Source organism: Stenotrophomonas sp. NA06056 (genome assembly GCF_013364355.1).
GTDB lineage: Bacteria > Pseudomonadota > Gammaproteobacteria > Xanthomonadales > Xanthomonadaceae > Stenotrophomonas.
Genome location: NZ_CP054931.1, coordinates 1,866,165 through 1,888,085, shown reverse-complemented (window position 1 = coordinate 1,888,085; position 21,921 = coordinate 1,866,165). Strand labels below are relative to the sequence as shown.

Genomic DNA, 21,921 nt, shown 5'->3' with positions numbered 1-21,921 from the left:
TGCCTCACAGCTGCCAGGAGCCGATGTCCGCGTTCCCGGCGTCGCCACCGGGTTTGCTGTCCGCACCCAGCGAGAACACATCGATGTCGCCGTGGGTACCTGGTATCTGATACTGGTACGGATGGCCCCACGGGTCATTGGGCAGGCGATCCAGATAGGGCGTGACCGGCATCGCGCCACCGCCCTGCGGTGGCTTCACCAGTGCCTGCAGGCCCTGCTCGGCACTGGGATAGCGACCGTTGTCCAGCTTGAACAGCTTCAATGCCTGCATCAGTGCGGCGATGTCCTGGCGCGCCGCCACCACGCGTGCCTGGTCGGGACGGTCCATCAACCGCGGCACGATCAATGCGGCGAGGATGCCGATGATCACCACCACCACCATGATCTCGATCAGGCTGAAACCCTGCTGCCGAGCCCTGCGACCACGAACCTGCCTTGCCATTGTTCCGCCCTCGTCATCCTGGAAGAGACCGCTGCGCCATGGTCAGCGGTGCATGTGTCAGTACGATAAACATCCGCCGGCAATTCGCTGCGCGTGTGCCTGTGCAGGCGCAACAGGTGCAGCCGGCGCACATGCAGACTCGAACAGATACCGCGGCACGCTGGCCAGCGCATCGTCGATGCAGCCGCGCAGCAACGGGTGCGCACAGGCCTGCAGCAGCCGCACGCACTGCATCGGCGACCACGCCGTTCCATGATCGAGGCCGATGAACATCCGATAGGCCTGGTGATAGCGCAGGTCGTCGTACACGCGCTGGGCACTGTTCAGATCGCGCACGACCACCAGCAGGGCCGCGCGTTGCAGCAGCCGCGCATCACCTGCATCAAGCGGCAGCGGGCTCATGGCCGCTTCGGGCCAGGGCCGCAGCTGCAGGTCGAGGGCTTTTCGCAGCGCCACCAGTGGGTGCGCACTACCATCCAGTGCCGCCCAGCGCGCCGCATCTGCCCAAGCGTCACTGGACAGCACCCAGACCCAGGAGTGCCCATAGCGCTGCACGTTCAATGGCGTATGCCGTGCCTGCTCCAGTGACTGGCTCAGGTGACGATCCAGCTCCAGCATGCTGATCCTGCGACTGTCTGCCATCGGCGCCGCCCGTGCTCCGCGACGCGTGTTGCGCCGTACTCTGGAGAAGACGTCAGCAAGGCAGGTGAAGCGACAGCGCACATGCAGGTATGTGCGCTGCGTTGCGCTTCATCGACAACGTCATCGCAGCGTCATCTGCCTGCAGGCTTCGCGCTCCAGCCGCGGTGCTTCGCCCCCGCAACGGCGCGCCAGTATCGCCACATCGCTGCGCGCAGCGAACGCGGCCAGTGCATCGGTCATCTCCGCGTCATCGCACCATGACCCCATCGCAGCGCGCAGCGCCGGCAATTGCCAGCTGTCCATCACACCGTGGGTACCCGCCACGAACCAGTGCCACAGTCGATGATGCAGCACCTGCTCGTGCAGCTGCGCCAGATCGTCAATGCCATGAACTCCCGTCAACAGCAGAGCGCGCGCGAGGACCGCGGGTGACAACGCACCGGCTTCGGACAGCGGAAGCGCCTGCTGCTGCAGGCGCAGCAGCATCGCCAGCGGGTGCGACTGCGGATCGAAATCCAGCAGCACCGACTGTCGCTGCCACTGCGCATCGGACACCACGCACACCCATGGCGAGCCATAGCGATGCACCATCAACGGCCGTCGCTGCGTGGTTTCCAGCAGCGCCGACAGATTGCGACGCAGATCCAGCACACCGATGTTCTCGTTGCGCATCCTTGGCCTCTCCTTGCTTGCAACAGCCCTGCGCGGTGCGCACGGCCAGCGTCTTCATCTATCCAAGGACGGCAATGCCACCCGGAAAGCGACGCAGATCCAGCGACATCGTCAGTCGCAGCTGCTCCAGCGCTGCATCCGGATCATCAATGCGGAAGCGGCCGCTGACCGGAGCACGCGCCAACGCCGATTCTCCCAGCAGCACCTTGCCGCGGCGGTAACGGTTGATCTCTTCCACCACCTCGCGCAGCGGTGCGCGGCGGAACACCAGCATGCCCTCGGTCCAGGCACTCACTTCCGAGGCCACGGCCGCGGCGACCACGCCACTGAGGCGCTCGTCGTACTGGGTCTGCTGGCCCGCCTGTAGCTGCAGCCGGCCCTGCGGATGCTCGATGCGGGCGCTGCCATGCAGGCAGGTCACCCGCACCTGGCCATGGGTGTTGCGTACGTCCAGGCGCACCGCTCCCTCCTCGGCAATCACGCAGCCCGGGCCCGCGAACAACGCCAGGCGCAGGCCGTCCAGGGTCTCGATCGCAGCCTGTCCCTGCACCAGCTCGAAGCCTTCGCCCTGCGCGTCCGCGCGGCGGCGCAGGCTGCTCTGCGTATCCAGTTCGATCTTCAGCTGCGGCGAGGGCGCGATCTGCAGTCGCTCACCGGTGCCAGTATGGAAATCGGCTGCCATGGCCGTCACCGAGGGCCACAGCCCCAGCGGCGGGCGGATGGCCGCCACCACTACCAGGCTGGCCGGCGCGGCAATCGCGGCGCCGAGGAAGGCGCGTCGGCTCCAGCGCTGGGCCGGCGTCGGCGCTACCGGCTGGCGCGCGGTGGCGGGCAGCTGCTCGCCGGCCAGGCGTACCTGCTCCCATTGCCGGCGCGCACGGCCAAACGCTTCGCGATGACGCGGGTCAGCCTCACACCACGCACGGAACCTGCGCCCGTCGGCGGCGGTCGCCTCGCCCGAGGTCAGCCGCACCACCCACGCGTGGGCCTGACGCTCAACGGCATCCAGCGGGCGTTGCGGGCGATCGTCAGGATCCATGGGGGCTCATGCCGGACCCGCACGCTGCGGGGTTCTGCTCGGCGTCAAAGTGTAGACGGATGCCGTCGCTCAGAACCGCACCTGGCGCCCCTGCCCGCTGCGCTCGGCCAGGTAGTCCTGGGCCGCCTTCAGCTCACGCTGTACCAGCCGCAGCGACACGCCGAGGTGGTCGGCCACGTCGCGCTGCTGCAGGCCATCGACGCGGATTGCCAGCAGGATGCTACGACGGCGCTCGGGCATGCGCTGCAGCAGGCCGACCATGTCTTCCAGCGCGAAGTCCAGTTCGGCCGCCTGCGCCGGGCCGGGTGCCGGGTCGGCCATGTCCATCAGCGTATCCACCTCCTCCAGGCTCAGCAGGCGGTGGTCCGCACGTTGGCGGTCGATCACGGTATTCATCGCCATGCGCAGCAGGTAGGCCGCGGGGTTCTGCACGGCGTCCAGGCGGTCACGACGCGCGCTCAGGCGCATCCAGGTGTCCTGCAGCGCGTCGCCGGCCAGCTCTTCCGAGCCCAGCTTGCGCACCAGCCGGCGCTTCAGCTCATCGTAGGCACCCAGAAGGTGGTCCATCAGGTCAACTGCCCCAGCCGTACCGTTGCTCATGTTCGAATCCTTGAAGTCATGGAAGGGGCGCGCGCCGGCCACAGTCGTGGTCGGTGCCGGAAGGTCGGATCTGCAGCGTTACCGGCTGCGCCAGCGCGCCAGCCTCGGCCGCCAGCACCAGGCCCTGCATCGCCTGCAGCAGGCGTGCATCGCGACGGGCGCTGCCACTGCCTGACAGCAGCTCGGGTGCATGCACCTGGCCTTCGCTGTCGACATGGAAACGCAGCGTCGCGGCATAGCCGCCGGGCGCGATCTCCGGGTCGTCACAGAACACTGCGCGCAGGCGCTGCTGCAGCCCGCCGTAGCGACGCCGACGCTCGGCCTCGGGAAGTTCGGCGCCGACACCGGGTTCGTCGACGGAGGACGTGCCCCGGCGCAGCACCACACGCTGTTCGCCGATCACCTCGGCCTCGATACCGGAGCCCTGCAACAGCGCCTGCAAGGCAGGCAGCGGCGCCAGGCTGGCGCGCAGCGCATGGCTGCTGCGGCCTGCGGCAAGGTCGCCCGGGTACATCACCGACCACCCGCTGATGACACTGAAGCGCTCGACCGCCTGTTCCAGCGGCTGCGCAGGGATGTCATAGGGATGAACACCGTCCTGCGCGCCAGCGGCAAAGGACAGCAGCAGCCACGCGGCGATGGCCACCTTCCAAGTTCCGACCGCATGGTGTCCATTCAGCCCCCTGACGTAGAACACATGACCCTCGGCAGCGACAGCAGCTGCAGCGGACGCGCGCCACCACCGGAACCCCGGCCCGCGCGCGACCAGCAAGCGGGCTCAAACCGTACCGGGGTCACATGTCATTGCGATGACCGCCGCCCACAGCCGACGTGGAGCCAGGCTCCGTGAACCCAGTCACCCATCAGGCATCAATGAATCGAGCAGACATGATCATCTGCGCACGGGGTCGGAGCCCGTGCCGACCCAAACGTGTCGACCAAGGTCGACACCCACCAGGAGCAGATCATGCCGTTCCGGCAGATCGCGGAAATCTGTCGAAGGCGGGGTGGGTCCGGTTGCAGGGGCGTGAGCCGCATGGGCCCGAGGCATGCCTCGGGCGGGTTGGGCAGGACGCCCAACCCAGGTCTTGCCGTGTGCGCAGGACTGCGCACACGAGCAAGCGGCGACCGAGCTTACATGGACGTACTTGCAGCTTCCCCTGCAACCGGACCCACCCCGCCATCCCACGGAATGCACGCTGTTGCTTCGGCTGTTGCTTCGGCTGTTGCTTCGGCTGTTGCTTCGGCTGTTGCTTCGGCTGTTGCTTCGGCTGTTGCTTCGGCTGTTGCTTCGGCTGTTGCTTCGGCTGTTGCTCCTGAGGTTGCCGGCCAGCGGCCGGCACCACCTGCGGGTGCCGGGTGCAACCCGGCCGCAACCACCCATCCCTCAAAGCGGCAGCTGGGTCGTCTGCTTGATCCGCTGCATCGGAATCTCGGTCTTGGTGTTCTGCACCCCGGCGATCCGGTTCAGGTGCTGCATCTGGAACTGCCGGTAGGCATCAAGGTCGGCCACCGCCACCCGCAGCAGGAAATCGCAGTCACCGGCCATCAGATGGCATTCAAGTACTTCCGGGAAAGACTTGATGCTGTTGATGAAGTGGTTGGTGGTGTCCTCGTCCTGCCCGCGCAGCCACACGCGCACGAACACGGTGAAGCCACGGCCCACCTTGGCCTCGTTCAACAAGGCCACATAGCGGTCGATGTAGCCGCCCTCCTCCAGTAGCCGCACCCGGCGCAGGCAGGCCGACGGCGAGAGCCCGACCAGACGTGCCAGCTCCAGGTTCTGCAGGCGGCCGTCGCGCTGCAGGGCGTCGAGGATGCGTCGATCGAGGTTGTCGAGCTGATACTGCATGGGATTCCACCCTTGTCACTTCTGGCCGCATTAAATATCAATCATCCAGAATCCAGTGGCATCAACGCAACCCGATTTCGTGATCGGACCGCTAGCATGGGCCACCCCCACCTCGTTGTGCCGTTCCATGGACGCCCGTACCACCCTCCCCCTGCCCGACACCTGCGATACCGCGCCGCGCGCCGAATTCCTGCGCGGCCTGCGCGCCGCCGTGCCAGTGATGATCGGCTTCATTCCCTTCGCCCTGGTGCTCGGCGCGCAGGCCGCCCAGAAAGGCCTGAGCGCATTGGAAGTGCCGCTGATGACCGGCCTCAACTTTGCTGGCGGCTCGGAGTTCGCCGCCGTCGAACTGTGGACCTCGCCGCCACACATCGCGCTGATCGTGGCGATCACCGCACTGGTCAACAGCCGCCACCTGCTGATGGGCGCCAGCCTGGCTCCGCTGCTGCAGCACCTGCCGCGCCGCCGGGTGCTGCCGGCTCTGTTCTTCATGTGCGACGAAAGCTGGGCGATGGGCGTGGCCGATGCGCGCCGCCGTGCGTTGGGCTTCAGCCTGGCCTATTACCTGGGCGTCTCGGCAGGCCTGTATACGGTCTGGGTGGCCTGCACTGCGCTGGGCGCAATCGTCGGGCCGATGCTGGGCGACATCCACGCCTACGGCTTCGACATGGCCTTCCCCGCCGTGTTCCTGGTGCTGCTGCGCGGCATGTGGCAGGGCATGAAGGCTGCGCGGCCATGGCTGGTCAGCCTGGTCGTGGCCGCTGCCACCTATCTGCTGATCCCGGGTGCGTGGTACGTGGCCAGCGGCGCACTGGCCGGCCTGGCGGCCGCCTGGCTGCTGGCGGAGGACGCGGCATGATCTTCAATGGAATGATCCACTGGACCTCGGTGCTGACCATCGTGCTGATGGCCGCCGCCACCTACCTGACCCGCATCGTCGGCTTCCTCGCGCTGCGCAACCGCACGTTGAGCAAACGCGCAGTGACGGTGATGGAAGCCGCGCCAGGCTGCGTGCTGATTTCGGTGATCGCCCCGGACTTCGTCGCCGACAAGCCCGCCGACCTGGCCGCGCTGGCGATCACCCTGCTGGCCGCCACGCGGCTGTCGATGCTGCCGACGGTGCTGATCGGCGTGGTCTCGGCCGGGGTGTTGCGTTATCTCATGGGCTGAGGCGCTCGCCTTTTCAGTAGAGCCGAGCCCACGCTCGGCTGCTGGCAATCCCGCTTGCGGCATAAGCCGAGCATGGGCTCGGCTCTACAGAGATGCCCCCTGCGACACCCGGTCGCAGGCCATCGCGTCACCCGCTTGATCAATGTCAAACCGCCCGCCGCCGCGCGGGCGTATTTCTATGCAGGACCCGAACACGCCGGCGTTACCGGCATCCACAAGGACCCTGCGATGAGCTACACCCCCGACAACGCCCAGCTGCTAAACGCCATGCAGAACGTGATGGTGATCTCCACCACCGACCTGCAGGGCAACATCACCTATGCCAACGACCTGTTCTGCACGCTCACCGGCTTCGCACGCGAGGAACTGATCGGCCAGCCGCACAGCATCGTCCGCCATCCGGACGTGCCCAAGGCCGTCTACAAGGACATGTGGGACACCATCAAGGCCGGCAAGACCTGGACCGGCATCGTGCCCAACCTTGGCAAGGGCGGTGTGCTCTATGTGGTCGATACCACCGTGCAGCCGCTGTTCGACGCCGACGGCAACATCACCTCCTACATCAGCATCCGCCGCGTGGTGAACGACCTGATGCAGAACTACGACCTGGTCGAGTTCAGCAAGGAAAAATTCGACGACTTCTACGAGGCCGCGTGAACGCCCTCCCGACCAGTACGCCCTTCAGCCGCCTGCTGGTGGGTTTCGCGTCCGAGTCGGGCAATGCCCGCGCCCTGGCCCAGCGCCTGGGCGCGGAGCTGCAGCCGCACGGGCCGCAGGTGCTCCCGTTCAACGACATCGACGTGGCCAGTCTCGGCCAAGGCGATGTGCTGCTGGCGATTTCCAGCTCGTTCGGCGATGGCGAACCGCCGGCCAACGGCGAGCAGTTCTTTGAAACACTGCGCCAGACCCCGACGCTGAGCGGCCTGCGCTATGCGGTGTTCGGCCTTGGCGACACCGGCTACCCCAGCTTCTGCGGCTTCACCAAGGCGCTGGATGCTGCGCTGAGCGAGCGCCAGGCGCAGCCGCTGCTGCATCGGGTGGACGCCGACCTGGGCTACGAGCAGTTCTTCCAGCAATGGCAGCCAGTGCTCGGCCAAGTGCTGGATGGCGACCCCGACGCTGGCCAGGACCTGCACCTGCAGGTCACCGCCTATGGCGAAGATAATGCGTTTGCCGCCCCCATTCTCGAACGCCGCCGCTTGAACAGCAGCGAGCCGGCCGCCTGGCACCTGCAGTTGGACATTGCCGGCAGTGGCATGGCCTACCGCGCGGGCGACACCCTGCACGTAGTACCCGAGAACGACCCTGCCCTGCTGCAGGCATTGGCCACCTGGTACGGCGACACCGCCGCCGTGGCCGCCCTGCATGACCGCGAGCTGCGCCTGCTGAGCAAGGGCGTGCTGCGCGAACTGGCCAGGCTGGGCGGCAGCGAGGTACTGAAGGGCCTTTTGAAGGTCAGCCAGAAGCGCGAGCTGGAAGCCTACCTCCACGGCCTGGACCTGCTGGACGTGCTGCAGGACCACGCCACGCCGGACAGCGTGCCGCTGGTCCGGCTGCGCGAACTGCTGTCACCGCGACTGCCGCGCGCCTATTCCATCGCCTCGCATCCGTGCGACGACCAGCTGAGCCTGTGCGTGCGCGAAGTGCGCTACACCCTGCGCGGCCGCGAGCGCTTCGGCACTGCTACCGGCAGCCTGCTGCATGGCGGCGAACATGCCCGCGTGTACTGCCGCTCCAACCCTGGCTTCCACCTTCCCGATACCGGCGATGCACCGCTGTTTCTGGTCGGCACCGGCACCGGCATCGCACCGTTGATGGGCCTGATGCAGGAGCTGCAGGCCAGTGCCTGCGAACGCGAGGTGCACCTGGTGTTCGGCGAGAAGCACAGCCAGCATGACTACCTGTATCGCGACCAGCTGCAGGACTGGCACACGCGTGGCGTGCTGGCCGGCCTGCATACTGCGTTCTCGCGCGATGGTGCCGAAAAGGTCTATGTGCAGCATGTGCTGCAGCAGCGCGCCAGCGAGGTGCGTGATGTGCTGGCCCGCGGCGGACATCTGTACCTGTGCGGCAACAAGAGCCACCTGGAAGGCGCGGTGCGCGAGGCCATCGATGCCATCGGTGGCGAAGGGCACTGGGACGCGCTGCGAGGCGAAGGCCGCACGCACTGTGAACTGTATTGATCCGTTGATCCTGTAGAGCCGAGCCCATGCTCGGCTGCTGTTGGCGGTGTCGCGAAGAGCAGCCGAGCATGGGCTCGGCTCTACAGGCGCCGGTCAACCGCCGACGATGCGACCGTCCACCACGCGCGCCACCTGCTGGCCAAACACGGCCACATCCTGCGGGTCGTGGCTGATCAACAACAATGGGATGCCGGTCTTGTCCAGCACGCTCTCCAGCTCCTGGCGCAGGTGCTGGCGAAGATCATGGTCCAGCGCGGAGAACGGTTCATCCAGCAGCAACGCCTGCGGCTGCGTCACCAGGGCGCGCGCGAGGGCGGTACGCTGGCGTTGGCCACCGGAGACCTGCGAGGGCAACAGATCGCCCACCGTGTCGATGCGGAATGCGTGCAACCACTGCTCCACCGCATTGAAGCGCTGGCCGATCCGTGGATTCAACCAGCCCTTCTGCAGCCCGAAGGCCACGTTCTGGCGCACGCTCAGGTGCGGGAACAACGCGTAATCCTGGAACACATAGCCCAACCGGCGGCGCTGCGGCGGCAGATCCACGCCGGTGGCCGCATCGAACAGGGTCTGTCCCTGCAGGCGCACATGGCCCTGGCCCGGTCTCAGCAGCCCGGCCACCGCCTTCAGGGTCAGGCTCTTGCCCGCGCCTGAGGGTCCGAACAGCACCACCTGGCGCTGCGTGCACTGCAGCGATACGTCCAACACGAAATCCTGGCCGGCCGCCTGCAGGCGGCGCTGCACCTGCAGGTCAAGCCACATCGCGCAGCTCCCGGCGACGTCCGCCCACCAGCCGCGCGGCCAGCAACAGGATCACGATACAGACCACCGAGGTCAGGATCACCAGCGCATTGGCCTTGCCATCCTGGCCAGCCTGCACCGCCTCGTAGATGGCGATCGACAGCGTCTGCGTGCGGCCAGGAATGCTGCCAGCCACCATCAGCGTCGCGCCAAACTCGCCCATCGCGCGTGCAAACGCCAGCAACAGGCCAGCGAGGATGCCGCGCCAGGCCAGTGGCAGCGTGATGCGGAAAAACACCGCCGCTTCGGACACACCGAGCGTTCGTGCGGCCTGCTCCAGCTGACCGTCCACTTCCTCGAACGCCGCGCGTGCCGGCTTGAACACCAGCGGCAGCGAGGCCACCGCCGCAGCAATCACTGCAGCCTGCCAGGTGAATACCAGGTTGATGCCGAACCACGACTGCAGCCACGCGCCGATCGGGCCGTTGCGACCGATCAGCACCAGCAGGTAATACCCCAGCACCGTCGGTGGCAGCACCATCGGCAGGGTCAGCAGCGAATCCAGCAGCTCACGGCCGGGAAATCGCCGACGCGCCAGCAGCGCGCCCAGCGCCACGCCCAGCACCAGATTGATCGCGGTGGCCCAGCCGGCCACCTTCAGCGACAACCCCAGTGCGCTCCAGTCCAGATCCATGCCTCAGGGCTTGCCGAACCCATGCTTGGCCAGGATCGCCTGGCCCTGTGCCGAACGCACGAAGGCGGTGAAGCGCTTGGCTTCAGCCGGCTGCGCACTGGCCTTGGTCACCGCCAGCGGATAGGCAATGCGCCCCGACACAGGTACTGCGAAGGCACGGCGCACACGGTCGGGCATCGCCTGCGCATCGGTGGCATAGACGAAGCCGGCATCCACTTCACCGCGCGCCACGTAATCCAGCGACTGGCGCACGTTCTGCGTGGTGATGGTCTTGCCTTGCACCGACGGCCACAGGCCTGCCGCTTCCAGCGCACCCTTGGCATAGCGTCCGACCGGCACGCTGTCCGGGTTGCCCAATGCGATGCGCTGCACGCCGGCACCGGCCAGGTCCTTCAAGGTTCGCGGCGCAGCCTTGGCCTGCGGCGGCACCACCACCCACAGCGCGTTCACCGCGAACACCTCGCGGGTGCCGGCCGCCAGCAGATCCTGCTGCTGGGCCTGGTCCATCGTGGCTTCATCGGCCGACGCGAACACATCCACCGGCGCGCCGCGGCTGATCTGCTGCAGCAGTACGCCGGACGCGGCGAAGTTGAAATCGACCTTGGTTCCCGGGTGTGCCTTCTCATAGGCGGTGCCCAGTTCGCGGAAGCTCTCGGTCAGGCTCGATGCCGCGGACACCGTCAGGTCGGCCGCCCACGCCGGCACCGTGGCCAGCAGTCCCAGCAACAACAGTCCAGCTCGCTTCATCGTCGGCTCCCGGCCAGGTTCAGTTCGGATCGGATTCGTCGGCCACCGCCAGCGCCGCCAGGCGCTCGGGCTGCAGCAGCAGGATCTCGCGCTGCTTCACCGCGATGATCCCATCATCGCTCAGGCGGCGCAGCACGCGGCTGGCGGTTTCCGGCGCCATCCGCAGGTAGTTGGCGATCTCGGTACGCGCCATCGTCAGGTTGAAGCGCGTGGCGGAGAAGCCGCGCCGCGCGTAGCGCTCGGACATGTCCAGCAGGAATGCGGCCATGCGCTCTTCGGTACGGTGATTGGCGGCCAGCGTGGCGACCTTGCCGATCTCCGCACTGAGCAGGCTGAACAGCTTGGCCTGCAGCCCCGGCATGCGCGTGGCCAACAGGCTCAGCTTGGGAAACGAAATGCGGCACAGGTGCACCGTATCCAGCGCCACCGCATTGCAGGGGAAGCGCGAACCGTGGATCGCATTCAGGCCGATCACTTCGCCCGGCAGGCTGAAGCCCAGCACCTGCTCGTTGCCCTGGCTGTCATCGACGAAGGTCTTGACCATGCCGGCGCGCACCGCAGCAATCGAATCGAACGATTCACCGGCGCGGAAGATGTAGTCACCCGCATGGAACGGACCGACGTGGTCGACCAGCACGTGCAGATCGCCCAGCGCGGTCTTGTCGTAGCCCTGCGACATGCACGCGTCGGAAAACGCGCAGGTGCTGCAGAAGTGAAGCGCGTCACCGTCATCGGCGGCGGCGGGGTTTGGTGTGGCCTGTCCAAGGCGGCCGTGCGAAGGCGGATTCGAAGACATCGGGGCAAGACTCAAGCGATGGCGGCCGCCGGCCGGAAGCATGCAGCCATCATACGCCACAGCAGGCGCCCTTCTTCGGCCAGGCGCAGCACGCGCGTATCCCAATGCGCCCAGCCACGTGCCAGCAACGGCGACAGCGCCGGCAGCTGTTCGGCGAAGCATTCCTCGAACGGCTCATCGTTGCGCCATTCGAAGGCGGCCGCATCGAGCGCGTGGTCGCAGGCGATGCTCTGCGCAACTTCGGCCACCAGCCGCTCGTCCTCGGACAGGATCAGCCCGGCAGCCACGCCCATGTGACCCGCCTGCAGCCGCGCACGCCATTCGCCCAGTTCGTCCTCCAGCCGGTAGAACACCTCACCGATCTGGCTGCAGGCGGAAAGGCCAAGGCCGATGAAATCACTGCGGTCGCGGCGCGGCACGCCGGCAAGATCGCAATGGCGCTGGCCATCGCCCGGGCCATGCGGGTTCGGCAGATCGCCACGCTGATAGTGATCGCCACCGATCGGTTCATAGCCCGCTGCGCGCAGCAGCCGCCAGCTCTGCAGCCATCGTGCCGCCGAGGGATGCTCCGGCAGCGCGCAAGGCGCCGGCAGCAGGATACGCTCGGGCGCTTCGGCCAGTACCTCATGCAGTCGTTCGATGAAGCCGGTGTCCTCGCTGCCAGGCACCCGCAACTGGTAGTAGCGCGCGGTGAAGCCCACCTGTCGCGCCTGCGCCAGCAGGGTCGGCCCCGGCGCATCGGCACGATCGATCACGTTCAAACGGGTACAGCCCACCGCGCGCAGCTGCGCCGGTGCCAACGCGCTGCCCGCATCCAGCCGCACCTCCACTTGGGGCCTTGCCACGGTGCGCAGGTGCTGCGGCACCGCATCCAGCAGCTGGCCCAGCTGTGGCGGTGGCAGCGTCTCGGCAAGCCCCAGCTGCAACACCATCGCCACCACTTCGCGATCCTCGGCCAGCACGCCGGCCTGCAGGCGCAGCGCCAGCAGCAGCGTGTCCAGGTATGCCTGCGGTGGCGCATCGCGTCCACCACGACCGGCCTGGAATCCGAGCGTCAGGCCACGCGGGATCAGGTGCTCGTTGCTGGCGCGCACGGCAGCGCGCCACCCGCTTTCGCCAAAGCCGGTACTGAACTGGTCAGCCGGCGGAAACAGCACGTGCCGGGGCTGCCGCAGCAATGCCGCCTGCAGCGCAGTGTCCTCGCTCTCGTCAACGTGGAAGCTCATGGCAGACATCTTCGGGCGTTCCTCTTCGCGTGGCCCTGATTGAAATCAAGCGCGGCGCATCTGTTGGTTCCTGCCGGCCAGCGGCCGGCACTACCCCTTCACCCGCCGCGCACCCGCTCGGCGGCGGCCGCATCGATGGCTTCGGGCAGATCGGTCTCGCGGTCGATCTGCGGGAAGTGGCGGCGTTCCATGCGGCGGATCGCAAAGTGCATCCACGCCAGTGCAGCCGACACCAGCACGAACAGCAGCATGAAGCAGCTGCTCCAGATGCCCACCGCATCGTTCAATGCGCCAAACACGATCGGCAGGATGAAGCCACCCAGGCCACCGATCATGCCGACCACGCCGCCCACCGCACCCACGTGCTTGGGGTAGTACACCGGAATGTGCTTGTAGACAGCGGCCTTGCCCAGCGACATGAAGAAGCCCAGCACGAACACCAGCACGGTGAACATCACCACGCCGATCGCCAGATGGAAGTGGATCGGGCCATGGATGCCCTTCACCACATACTCGGTATCCGGGTAGGCCAGCAGGAAAGTACAGATGGCCGACACGCCAAAGGTCCAGTACATCACCCGGCGCGCGCCCATCCGGTCCGACATCCAGCCACCGACCACGCGGAACAGGCTGGCCGGGATCGAATAGCACGCCGCCAGCATGCCGGCGTGGCCCACGTCCATGCCATAGGCGCCCACCAGATAGTGCGGCAGCCACAACGCCAGCGCCACGAAGCCGCCGAACACGAAGAAGTAGTACAGCGAGAACCGCCACACCTGCAGGTTCTTCAGCGGTGCCATCTGCTCGGCGAACGGCACCGGCTTCACGCCTTCGCGACGGCGCTGCTCCAGCGATGGGTCTTCCTTGCTGAAAAGGAAGAACAGCACCGCAGTGACGGCCAGCGCCACCGCCCAGACCTTGGCAACCATGGTCCAGCCGGCCGCCACCATCACCAGCGGCGCCAGCAGCTTGGTCACCGCCGAACCGATGTTGCCGGCACCGAAGATGCCCAGCGCGGTGCCCTGCTTGCTGGCCGGGAACCACTTGGAGACGTAGGCCACGCCCACCGAGAAGTTGCCGCCGGCGATTCCCACGCACAGCGCGGCAATCAGGAACTGGGTGTAGGTCTGTGCATAGGTCAGCATCCAGGTAGCGACTGCGCCACACAGCATCACCAGCACCATCACCTTGCGGCCACCGAACTGGTCGGACCAGATGCCGAGAAAGACCCGGCTGACCGAACCGGTCAGCACCGGCGTGGCGATCAACAGGCCAAACTGGGTGTCATTCAAGCCGAGCTGTTGACTGATCTGGATGCCGATGATCGAAAAGATCATCCACACGGCGAAGCACACGGTGAAGGCGAACGTGCTCAGCCACAGCGCACGTTGCTGCTGCCCGGCACTGGCGGGGGCAAGGGCCTGGTTCATGAATTCTCCTCGTTCAAGGGGGTTCAGCCGATATCCGCTTCGGCTTCGATCTCATCCAGCCCGCGCACCGGGTAGCGCTCCTGCAGCTGCAGCAGGTAGGCCTGCACTTCACGCTGGCGCACCTGCAGTTCCAGGTAGTCACGCAGCTGCGGCAGCACCGCCTCGAACGGTTGCGGCTGGCCTTCCTCGCGGGCATCAATGCAGACCACGTGGTAGCCCCAGCGTGATTCCACCGGAAAACCGGCCAGACCCTCGCGCAGGCGGAACACCTGGCGGTCGAACTCCGGCGTGGTCTGCCCGCGCTGCAGCCAGCCCAGGTCACCGCCCTCGCTGCTGGATGGGCAACGCGAATGGCGCAGGGCGAAATCGGCGAACAGGTGCGGCGACTCCTTCAGCAGCCCGACCAGCCGTTCGCCCTCGGTACGTGCGGTAAAGCGCCCGGCCACGTCGTCGGCCGGCGCGGCCAGCAGGATATGGCGCAGACGCACGCGGTCGGGGGAGCGGAAGCGCTCCGGGTTCTGCTCGAAGTAGCGCCGGCAGTCTTCATCGGTCGGCACGCGGTCTTCGATCGCGTCTTCCAGCAGCTGCTGGATCAGCACTTCCTCGTCGCTTACCCGGTTGCCGTCCGGCGCCTGCAGACCCAACCGCTGCGCTTCCAGGCGCAGCAGCTCGCGCACCACCAGTGCACGTGCCGCTTCGGCACGAGACTGCTCCGGGCGCATCGCCCGGTGGTGCTGCATCTCGCGGGCGATGTCGGCCTCGCTGATCGCGGTCTCGTCCACGAACAGCCGGCACGGTGCCGGCTGCCCGAGCGAACGCGGCCCCTGCGCTGCCGCGTCATGGTGGTGCGAATGCGCCTCGGCGGGAACCGGTGCGGCGGAGTCGATCACGGTGATCGGCAGGAACTTCGGCAGGCTGCCCATGGCGTTACTCCCGCGGACCGTAGCGCAGCGTGGCCTGGCGGCGGCGCACCACCTGGTAAGGCCTCCACAGGTAGCTGATCGGAATGCTCCATACGTGCACCAGGCGGGTGAACGGCGCGATCAGGAACAGGGTCAGGCCCAGGAAGATATGCATCTTGTAGACCCAGCTGACGCCCTCGATATAGTCGGCGGCACCGGCGCGGAAGGTCACGATGTGCTGCGCCCATTCGGCCAGCTGCACCATCACCCCACCGTCCAGGTGGCCGGACGAGACGCGGATGCTGTACAGGCCCAGGCACAGCTGGGCGAACAGCAGCACCAGTACCAGGGTGTCACCGAAGCTGCCGGTGGCCCGCACGCGTGCGTTGAACAGCCGGCGTACCAGCAGGATGCTGATGCCGATGAAGCACAGTGCGCCGAACACACCACCGATCACCATCGCCAGCATCTGCTTCTGCGACGAGGTGATGAAATGCTCGTACACCGCGTGCGGGGTCAGCAGGCCGACCAGGTGGCCACCGAGGATGGCCAGGATGCCGATGTGGAAGCAGTTGCTGCCGATCCGCATGCCCTTGTCCGACAGCATCTGGCTGGAGCCGGTCCGCCAGGTGTACATGGCCTTGTCATAACGGGCCCAGCTGCCGATCAGCAGCACCGCCACGGCGATGTACGGGTAGTACTGGAAGGCGAATTGATGCAGGGAGTAACTCATGGCTGGACCTCTCGATGCGAAGGACGGGCCGGTGAACGCACGGGCGGCTTGCAGTCTTCGGCGGGGGCTTCGGCACCGAAGCGCACTGCCTCCTCCTCCCACAAACGGTCCATGGCCTCGGCGGTATCGTCGCGGACTTCCTCGCTGGCACGCTGGCGCAGCGCCTGCAGATCGGCCTTGCCGTCACCGGCTTCGACCAGGATCTCGAACAGTACCCGGTGCGGCAGCTCACGCTCGGCGGCACGCGCCGCCAGCATCCCGGCGATATGGCCGATGTGATGCAGCCACTCGCGGGCCTCGCTGCCGGGGCGATGGGCCAGGAACTCCAGCAGCAGCGGCAGGTAATCCGGCAGCTCGCGTGCATCCAGTTCGAAGCCGTTGCGGCGGTAGGTTTCGACCAGATCGACCATGGCCTGGCCACGGTCGCGCGACTCGCCATGGATGTGCTCGAACAGCAGCAGGCTCATCGAGCGGCCGCGGTCGAAACTGGCCAGCCACGCCGCCTGCGCATCCAGCGCATCGGTGGCCAGCAGCTGCTGCACGAAGCTGCGCAACTGCAGGCGGCGGGCGGCGTTCAGCGCCGGGTCGTCACAGGCGGCGAGCAGTTCCTCGCCGTGCTCCCACAGTTCTTCACGGGGGTAGTCCAGCAACACTCCGACCAGCTTGAGCACGCTCATCACACCACCTCCTTGCGGCGGTGGTTCGGTCCCTTGTCCACCACGAAGGTGGTGCTCTTGCGCTGGCCGAACAGGTCGGCCGGGCTGTCACCATTGCAACCGTTGCCGAAGGTGAAGCCGCAGCCGCCGCGCTCGCCGAAGGCATCGTTGGCGTACTCGCGGTGGCCGGTCGGAATCACGAAACGGTCCTCGTAGTTGGCGATGGCCAGGTAGCGGTACATCTCTTCCACCTGGGCGATGCTCAGCCCGGTCTGCTCCAGTACCGCGGTGTCTTCCACGCCGTCCACGTTCTTCGCCCGGCGCCAGGCACGCATGGCCATCAGCCGCTCCAGCGCGCGTACCACCGGTGCCTCGTCACCGGCCGTCAGCAGGTTGGCCAGGTAGCGCATCGGGATGCGCAGCGACGCCACGTCCGGCAGCTCCCCGCTCATGCCCACCCGGCCACGCTCGGCGGCGGACTGGATCGGCGACAGCGGCGGCACGTACCAGACCATCGGCAACGTGCGGTATTCCGGGTGCAGCGGCAGCGCCAGCTTCCAGTCGATCGCCAGCTTGTACACCGGCGACTGCTTGGCAGACTCCAGCCAGCTGTCCGGGATACCCTCCTTGCGCGCGGCGGCGATCACCGCCGGATCGTTCGGGTCCAGGAAGATGTCCAGGTGGGCCTGGTACAGGTCCTTCTCGGCGGCCACCGAAGCGGCCTCGGCGATGCGGTCGGCGTCGTACAGCATCACGCCCAGGTAGCGGATGCGGCCCACGCAGGTTTCCGAGCACACGGTCGGCTCACCCATCTCGATGCGCGGGTAGCAGAAGATGCACTTCTCCGACTTGCCGCTCTTCCAGTTGTAGTAGATCTTCTTGTACGGGCACGCCGAGACGCACATGCGCCAGCCGCGGCACTTGTCCTGGTCGATCAGCACGATGCCGTCTTCCTCGCGCTTGTAGATCGCGCCCGAGGGGCACGCCGACACGCACGCCGGGTTCAGGCAGTGCTCGCACAGGCGCGGCAGGTACATCATGAAGGTCTTCTCGAAGGCGCCGTAGATCTCCTTCTGCACCTGGTCGAAGTTGTAGTCGCGCGAGCGCTTGCTGAACTCCGAACCGAGGATTTCCTCCCAGTTCGGGCCCCACTCGATCTTCTGCATGCGCTCGCCACTGATCAGCGAACGCGGGCGCGCGGTCGGCTGGTGCTGGCTGTCCTTGGCGGTATGCAGGTTCTGGTAGTCGAAATCGAACGGCTCGTAGTAGTCGTCGATCTGCGGCAGGTCCGGGTTGGCGAAGATCTTGGCCAGCATGCGCCAGCGGCCACCCGCGCGTGGCACCAGCTTGCCGGCGCGGGTGCGCACCCAGCCGCCGTTCCACTTGTCCTGGTTTTCCCATTCCTTCGGGTAGCCGATGCCCGGCTTGGTTTCCACGTTGTTGAACCAGGCGTACTCGACGCCCTCGCGCGAGGTCCAGACGTTCTTGCAGGTGATCGAGCAGGTATGGCAGCCGATGCACTTGTCCAGGTTCAGCACCATCGCGATCTGTGCACGGACCTTCATCACACCACCTCCTTGGCAGCGGCCGGTACGGCCTCGCTCGTCGCTCCTGCGCGTCCTGCGCCCGCGACACTCGAACTTCCTTGTTCATCGTCAAGCCAATCGATCTTGTCCATCTTGCGGACGATCACGAACTCGTCGCGGTTGGTGCCGCAGGTGCCGTAGTAGTTGAAGCCATAGGCCAGCTGCGCGTAGCCGCCGATCATGTGGGTGGGCTTGAGCACGATGCGGGTCACCGAGTTGTGGATGCCGCCGCGGGTGCCGGAAATCTCCGAGCCCGGCACGTTGATGATGCGTTCCTGGGCGTGGTACATCATCGCCATGCCCGGCATCACGCGCTGGCTGACCACCGCACGGGCGGCAATCGCGCCGTTGACGTTGAACAGCTCGATCCAGTCGTTGTCGACGATGCCGGCACTGCGCGCGTCGTCCTCGCTTATCCACACGATCGGGCCACCGCGCGACAGCGTCTGCATGATCAGGTTGTCGCTGTAGGTGCTGTGGATGCCCCACTTCTGGTGCGGGGTGATCCAGTTCAGCACGATCTCCTTGTTGCCGTTCGGGCGCTGGTTCAGCAGCGGCTCCACCGTGCGCGTGTTGACCGGCGGCCGGTAGCTCATGAAGGCCTCGCCGAAGTCGATCATCCACTCGTGGTCCTGGTAGAACTGCTGGCGACCGGTCACCGTGCGCCACGGAATCAGCTCGTGCACGTTGGTATAGCCGGCGTTGTAGCTGACGTTGTCGTCTTCCAGGCCCGACCAGATGGGCGAGGAGATGATCTTGCGTGGCTGCGCCTGGATGTCACGGAAGCGGATCGCCTCGTGCTCCTTGCCCACCGCCAGATGGGTATGCTCGCGGCCGGTGAAGGTACCCAGCGATTCCCAGGCCTTCACTGCCACGTGGCCGTTGGTTTCCGGCGCCAGGTGCAGGATCACCTCGGCTGCGTCGATCGCAGTCGAGATGGACGGGCGCCCCTGGCTTACGCCTTCTTCGTGCACGGTGTGGTTCAACTTGCCGAGGAACTCGACCTCGTGCTTCGTGTCCCAGCTCATGCCCTTGCCGCCGTTGCCCTGCTTGTCCAGCAGTGGGCCGAGCGAGGTGAACTTGCGGTACAGATTCGGGTAGTCACGCTCCACCACCGTCATCGACGGCATGGTCTGGCCCGGAATGGCCTCGCACTCGCCCTTCTTCCAGTCGGCCACGCCGAACGGCATGCCCAGCTCGTTGGGGGTGTCGTGCAGGGTCGGCACCAGCACCAGGTCCTTCTCCACACCCAGCACGCCCGGTGCCATCTCACTCACGGTGCGGGCCACCTCCTTGAAGATGTCCCAATCGCTGCGCGATTCCCATGCAGGGTCCACCGCCTTCGACAGCGGGTGGATGAACGGGTGCATGTCCGAGGTGTTGAGGTCGTCCTTCTCGTACCAGGTCGCGGTCGGCAGCACGATGTCCGAGTACAGCGCGGTGGTGCACATGCGGAAGTCGAGCGTGACCAGCAGGTCCAGCTTGCCTTCCGGCGCCTCGTCGCGCCACTTCACCTCCTGCGGCTTCACTGCGCCCATTTCGCCCAGGTCCTTGCCCTGCAGCCCGTGGCGCGTACCCAGCAGGTGCCGCAGCATGTACTCGTGGCCCTTGCCCGAGGAACCCAGCAGGTTCGAGCGCCAGATGAACATCATGCGCGGGTGGTTCTGGCTGGCGTCCGGGTCGGCGAAGGCGAAGTCCAGCGAGCCATCCTTGAACTTGCCCAGTGCGTAGTCCGCCGGGGCCACGCCGGCCGCTTCGGCCTCGCGTACCAGCTGCAGCGGGTTGCGGTCCAGCTGCGGCGCGCTGGGCAGCCAGCCCATGCGCACCGCGCGCAGGTTCAGGTCGGCCAGGCTGCCGCTGTACTTGCTGGCGTCGGCCAGCGGTGACAGCAGCTCGTCCACCTGCAGCTTCTCGTAGCGCCACTGCCCGGTATTGAAGTAGAAGAACGAGGTGCCGTTCATGTGGCGCGGCGGCTTGCTCCAGTCCAGGCCGAACGCCAGCGGCTGCCAGCCGGTCTGCGGGCGCAGCTTTTCCTGGCCCACGTAATGCGCCCAGCCGCCACCGGTCTGGCCCACGCAACCGCACATGATCAGCATGTTGATCAGGCCGCGGTAGTTCATGTCGTTGTGGAACCAGTGGTTCATGCCCGCGCCGACGATGATCATCGAGCGGCCGTGGGTCTTGTCGGCGGTACGCGCGAATTCGCGGGCGATCTCGATCACCTCGGCGCGCGACACGCCGGTGATGCGCTCCTGCCACGCCGGAGTGCCCGGCACCATGTCATCGAAGCTCGATGCCACGTTGCCGCCGCCAAAGCCACGGTCCACGCCGTACTGGGCCAGCAGCAGGTCGTAAACCGTGGCCACCAGCGTCTCGCCGCCGTCGGCCGTGGCCAGCCGGCGCACCGGAATGTTGCGATCCAGAACTTCTTCGGCCGGCGCGGCGGTCCAGCCGTCGCTTTCAATGCCACCGAAGTACGGGAAGCTCACTGCCTCGATGCCGTCGTTGGCATCGGACAAGCTCAGGCGCAGGCGTGTGTCGGCGCCATTGCTGGCCTTCTCTTCGATGTTCCAGCGGCCCTTCTCACCCCAGCGGAAGCCGATCGAGCCATTGGGCACCACGATCTGGCCGCTGTTCTCGTCGTAGGCCAGGGTCTTCCAATCCGGGTTGTTGGCTTCACCCAGCCCGCCCAGCTCACTGGCACGCAGGAAGCGGCCCGCCACCAGGCGGCCATCGTCACGACGCTCCAGGCGCACCAGCATCGGCATGTCCGAGTACTGACGGCAGTAGTCCTGGAAATACTGCGAGGGCGAATCGACATGGAACTCGCGCAGGATCACATGGCCGAAGGCAAAGGCCAGCGCCGCGTCGGTGCCCTGCTTGGGGTGCAGCCAGTGGTCGGTCAGCTTGGCCAGCTCGGAATAGTCCGGGCAGATCGCCACCGTCTTGGTGCCGTTGTAGCGCGCCTCGGTAAAGAAGTGCGCATCGGGCGTACGCGTCTGCGGCACGTTCGAGCCCCAGGCGATGATGTAGCGGCTGTTGTACCAGTCAGCCGATTCGGGCACGTCGGTCTGCTCGCCCCAGATCTGCGGCGAGGCCGGCGGCAGGTCGCAGTACCAGTCGTAGAACGACAGGCAGGCGCCACCCAGCAGCGACAGGTAACGCGCGCCGGCGGCGTAGGACACCATCGACATCGCCGGAATCGGCGAGAACCCGACCACGCGGTCCGGGCCGTACTGCTTCACCGTGTACAGGTTGGAGGCAGCGATGATCTCGTTGGCCTCTTCCCACTGCAGGCGCACGAAACCACCCATGCCGCGGCGGGTCTTGTACGAGCGCGCCTTCTCCTTGTCCTCCACGATGCTGGCCCAGGCATCGACCGGGGCCTTGCTCTTGCGGGCTTCGCGCCACAGGCGCAGCAGCGTGCCGCGGATCAGCGGGTACTTCAGCCGGTTGGCGCTGTACAGGTACCAGGAATAGCTGGCGCCACGCGGGCAGCCACGCGGCTCATGGTTGGGCAGGTCCGGGCGCGTGCGCGGGTAGTCGGTCTGCTGGGTTTCCCAGGTGACCAGGCCGTTCTTGACGTAGATCTTCCAGCTGCAGGAGCCGGTGCAGTTCACGCCATGGGTGGAACGCACGATCTTGTCGTACTGCCAGCGGGCGCGGTAACTGTTTTCCCAGTCGCGGCCCTCGCTCTTGGCAAATCCATGGCCATCGGCAAAGGTCTGGGGGTCACGCTTGAAGAACTGCAAGCGATCGAGGAAATAACTCATCGGGGATCTCCCTTTGCGGACATCGGCATCGTGGCTG

General features: G+C 66.6%; 22 protein-coding genes. 4 read left to right on the top strand and 18 right to left on the bottom strand.

The window, feature by feature from the left end:
* Positions 1-4: 4 nt before the first annotated feature.
* The 7 genes from gspG to HUT07_RS08355 form a co-directional block, all read right to left on the bottom strand.
* Positions 5-442: a type II secretion system major pseudopilin GspG gene (gene gspG / locus HUT07_RS08385; RefSeq protein ID WP_005409890.1), complete on the bottom strand. Its 438-nt coding sequence runs from the start codon at positions 440-442 to the stop codon at positions 5-7.
* Between the two features lie 57 nt (positions 443-499).
* Positions 500-1,084 (bottom strand): hypothetical protein, encoded by a 585-nt coding sequence (locus tag HUT07_RS08380; protein WP_176020546.1) that lies wholly within the window; start codon positions 1,082-1,084, stop codon positions 500-502.
* A 120-nt stretch (positions 1,085-1,204) separates the two neighbouring features.
* A complete protein-coding gene (locus HUT07_RS08375) occupies positions 1,205-1,756 on the bottom strand; it encodes a hypothetical protein (protein WP_176020545.1) in 552 nt (183 codons plus the stop codon).
* Positions 1,757-1,814: 58 nt separating this feature from the next.
* Positions 1,815-2,795, bottom strand: a complete 981-nt coding sequence (locus tag HUT07_RS08370; protein WP_176020544.1) for a DUF4880 domain-containing protein — start codon at positions 2,793-2,795, stop codon at positions 1,815-1,817.
* A gap of 69 nt (positions 2,796-2,864) precedes the next feature.
* Positions 2,865-3,395: a sigma-70 family RNA polymerase sigma factor gene (locus tag HUT07_RS08365; protein ID WP_176020543.1), complete on the bottom strand. Its 531-nt coding sequence runs from the start codon at positions 3,393-3,395 to the stop codon at positions 2,865-2,867.
* A 16-nt stretch (positions 3,396-3,411) separates the two neighbouring features.
* Positions 3,412-4,092: an STN domain-containing protein gene (locus HUT07_RS08360; protein WP_176020542.1), complete on the bottom strand. Its 681-nt coding sequence runs from the start codon at positions 4,090-4,092 to the stop codon at positions 3,412-3,414.
* Positions 4,093-4,782: 690 nt separating this feature from the next.
* A complete protein-coding gene (locus HUT07_RS08355; protein WP_005413654.1) occupies positions 4,783-5,247 on the bottom strand; it encodes an Lrp/AsnC family transcriptional regulator in 465 nt (154 codons plus the stop codon).
* Positions 5,248-5,374: 127 nt separating this feature from the next.
* Between HUT07_RS08355 and HUT07_RS08350 the strand changes: the two genes are divergently transcribed.
* The 4 genes from HUT07_RS08350 (at position 5,375) to HUT07_RS08335 (ending at position 8,600) form a co-directional block, all read left to right on the top strand.
* The gene (locus tag HUT07_RS08350; protein ID WP_065177662.1) at positions 5,375-6,106 is read left to right on the top strand and encodes an AzlC family ABC transporter permease; all 732 of its coding nucleotides are present in this window, start codon (positions 5,375-5,377) and stop codon (positions 6,104-6,106) included.
* A complete protein-coding gene (locus tag HUT07_RS08345; protein WP_097047835.1) occupies positions 6,103-6,417 on the top strand; it encodes an AzlD family protein in 315 nt (104 codons plus the stop codon). The genes HUT07_RS08350 and HUT07_RS08345 overlap by 4 nt, the downstream gene beginning before the upstream one ends.
* 228 nt (positions 6,418-6,645) lie before the next feature.
* Complete coding sequence (locus HUT07_RS08340) at positions 6,646-7,074, top strand: PAS sensor domain-containing protein (RefSeq protein WP_005409905.1); 429 nt, start codon at positions 6,646-6,648, stop codon at positions 7,072-7,074.
* Positions 7,071-8,600 (top strand): sulfite reductase flavoprotein subunit alpha, encoded by a 1,530-nt coding sequence (locus HUT07_RS08335; RefSeq protein ID WP_176020541.1) that lies wholly within the window; start codon positions 7,071-7,073, stop codon positions 8,598-8,600. The genes HUT07_RS08340 and HUT07_RS08335 overlap by 4 nt, the downstream gene beginning before the upstream one ends.
* Positions 8,601-8,693: 93 nt before the next feature.
* Here HUT07_RS08335 and HUT07_RS08330 read toward each other — a convergent pair whose 3' ends face one another.
* The 11 genes from HUT07_RS08330 to HUT07_RS08280 all read right to left on the bottom strand — a co-directional run bounded on the left by HUT07_RS08330 (position 8,694) and on the right by HUT07_RS08280 (position 21,884).
* Positions 8,694-9,362 (bottom strand): ATP-binding cassette domain-containing protein, encoded by a 669-nt coding sequence (locus HUT07_RS08330; protein WP_176020540.1) that lies wholly within the window; start codon positions 9,360-9,362, stop codon positions 8,694-8,696.
* Positions 9,352-10,035 (bottom strand): molybdate ABC transporter permease subunit, encoded by a 684-nt coding sequence (gene modB, locus HUT07_RS08325; protein WP_006371078.1) that lies wholly within the window; start codon positions 10,033-10,035, stop codon positions 9,352-9,354. The genes HUT07_RS08330 and modB overlap by 11 nt, the downstream gene beginning before the upstream one ends.
* Before the next feature lie 3 nt (positions 10,036-10,038).
* Positions 10,039-10,782, bottom strand: coding sequence for a molybdate ABC transporter substrate-binding protein (modA, locus tag HUT07_RS08320; protein ID WP_176020539.1), 744 nt, complete (start codon positions 10,780-10,782; stop codon positions 10,039-10,041).
* Positions 10,783-10,801: 19 nt separating this feature from the next.
* On the bottom strand, positions 10,802-11,578 hold the full coding sequence (locus HUT07_RS08315; RefSeq protein WP_087922767.1) for a helix-turn-helix domain-containing protein: 777 nt from the start codon (positions 11,576-11,578) through the stop codon (positions 10,802-10,804).
* Positions 11,579-11,589: 11 nt separating this feature from the next.
* Positions 11,590-12,804, bottom strand: a complete 1,215-nt coding sequence (locus HUT07_RS08310; RefSeq protein ID WP_176020538.1) for a coproporphyrinogen III oxidase — start codon at positions 12,802-12,804, stop codon at positions 11,590-11,592.
* Positions 12,805-12,902: 98 nt separating this feature from the next.
* Positions 12,903-14,234 carry a nitrate/nitrite transporter gene (locus HUT07_RS08305; protein WP_176020537.1) on the bottom strand — a complete coding sequence of 444 codons (1,332 nt, stop codon included), beginning with the start codon at positions 14,232-14,234 and terminating at the stop codon, positions 12,903-12,905.
* 23 nt (positions 14,235-14,257) lie between these two features.
* Complete coding sequence (locus HUT07_RS08300; protein ID WP_176020536.1) at positions 14,258-15,157, bottom strand: peptidylprolyl isomerase; 900 nt, start codon at positions 15,155-15,157, stop codon at positions 14,258-14,260.
* A 4-nt stretch (positions 15,158-15,161) separates the two neighbouring features.
* Positions 15,162-15,869 carry a respiratory nitrate reductase subunit gamma gene (gene narI, locus HUT07_RS08295; protein ID WP_176020535.1) on the bottom strand — a complete coding sequence of 236 codons (708 nt, stop codon included), beginning with the start codon at positions 15,867-15,869 and terminating at the stop codon, positions 15,162-15,164.
* Complete coding sequence (gene narJ / locus HUT07_RS08290) at positions 15,866-16,546, bottom strand: nitrate reductase molybdenum cofactor assembly chaperone (protein ID WP_176020534.1); 681 nt, start codon at positions 16,544-16,546, stop codon at positions 15,866-15,868. The genes narI and narJ overlap by 4 nt, the downstream gene beginning before the upstream one ends.
* A complete protein-coding gene (gene narH / locus HUT07_RS08285; protein ID WP_049439033.1) occupies positions 16,546-18,090 on the bottom strand; it encodes a nitrate reductase subunit beta in 1,545 nt (514 codons plus the stop codon). Before narH ends, narJ begins: the two co-directional genes overlap by 1 nt.
* Complete coding sequence (locus HUT07_RS08280) at positions 18,090-21,884, bottom strand: nitrate reductase subunit alpha (protein WP_176020533.1); 3,795 nt, start codon at positions 21,882-21,884, stop codon at positions 18,090-18,092. Before HUT07_RS08280 ends, narH begins: the two co-directional genes overlap by 1 nt.
* Positions 21,885-21,921 lie beyond the last annotated feature (37 nt).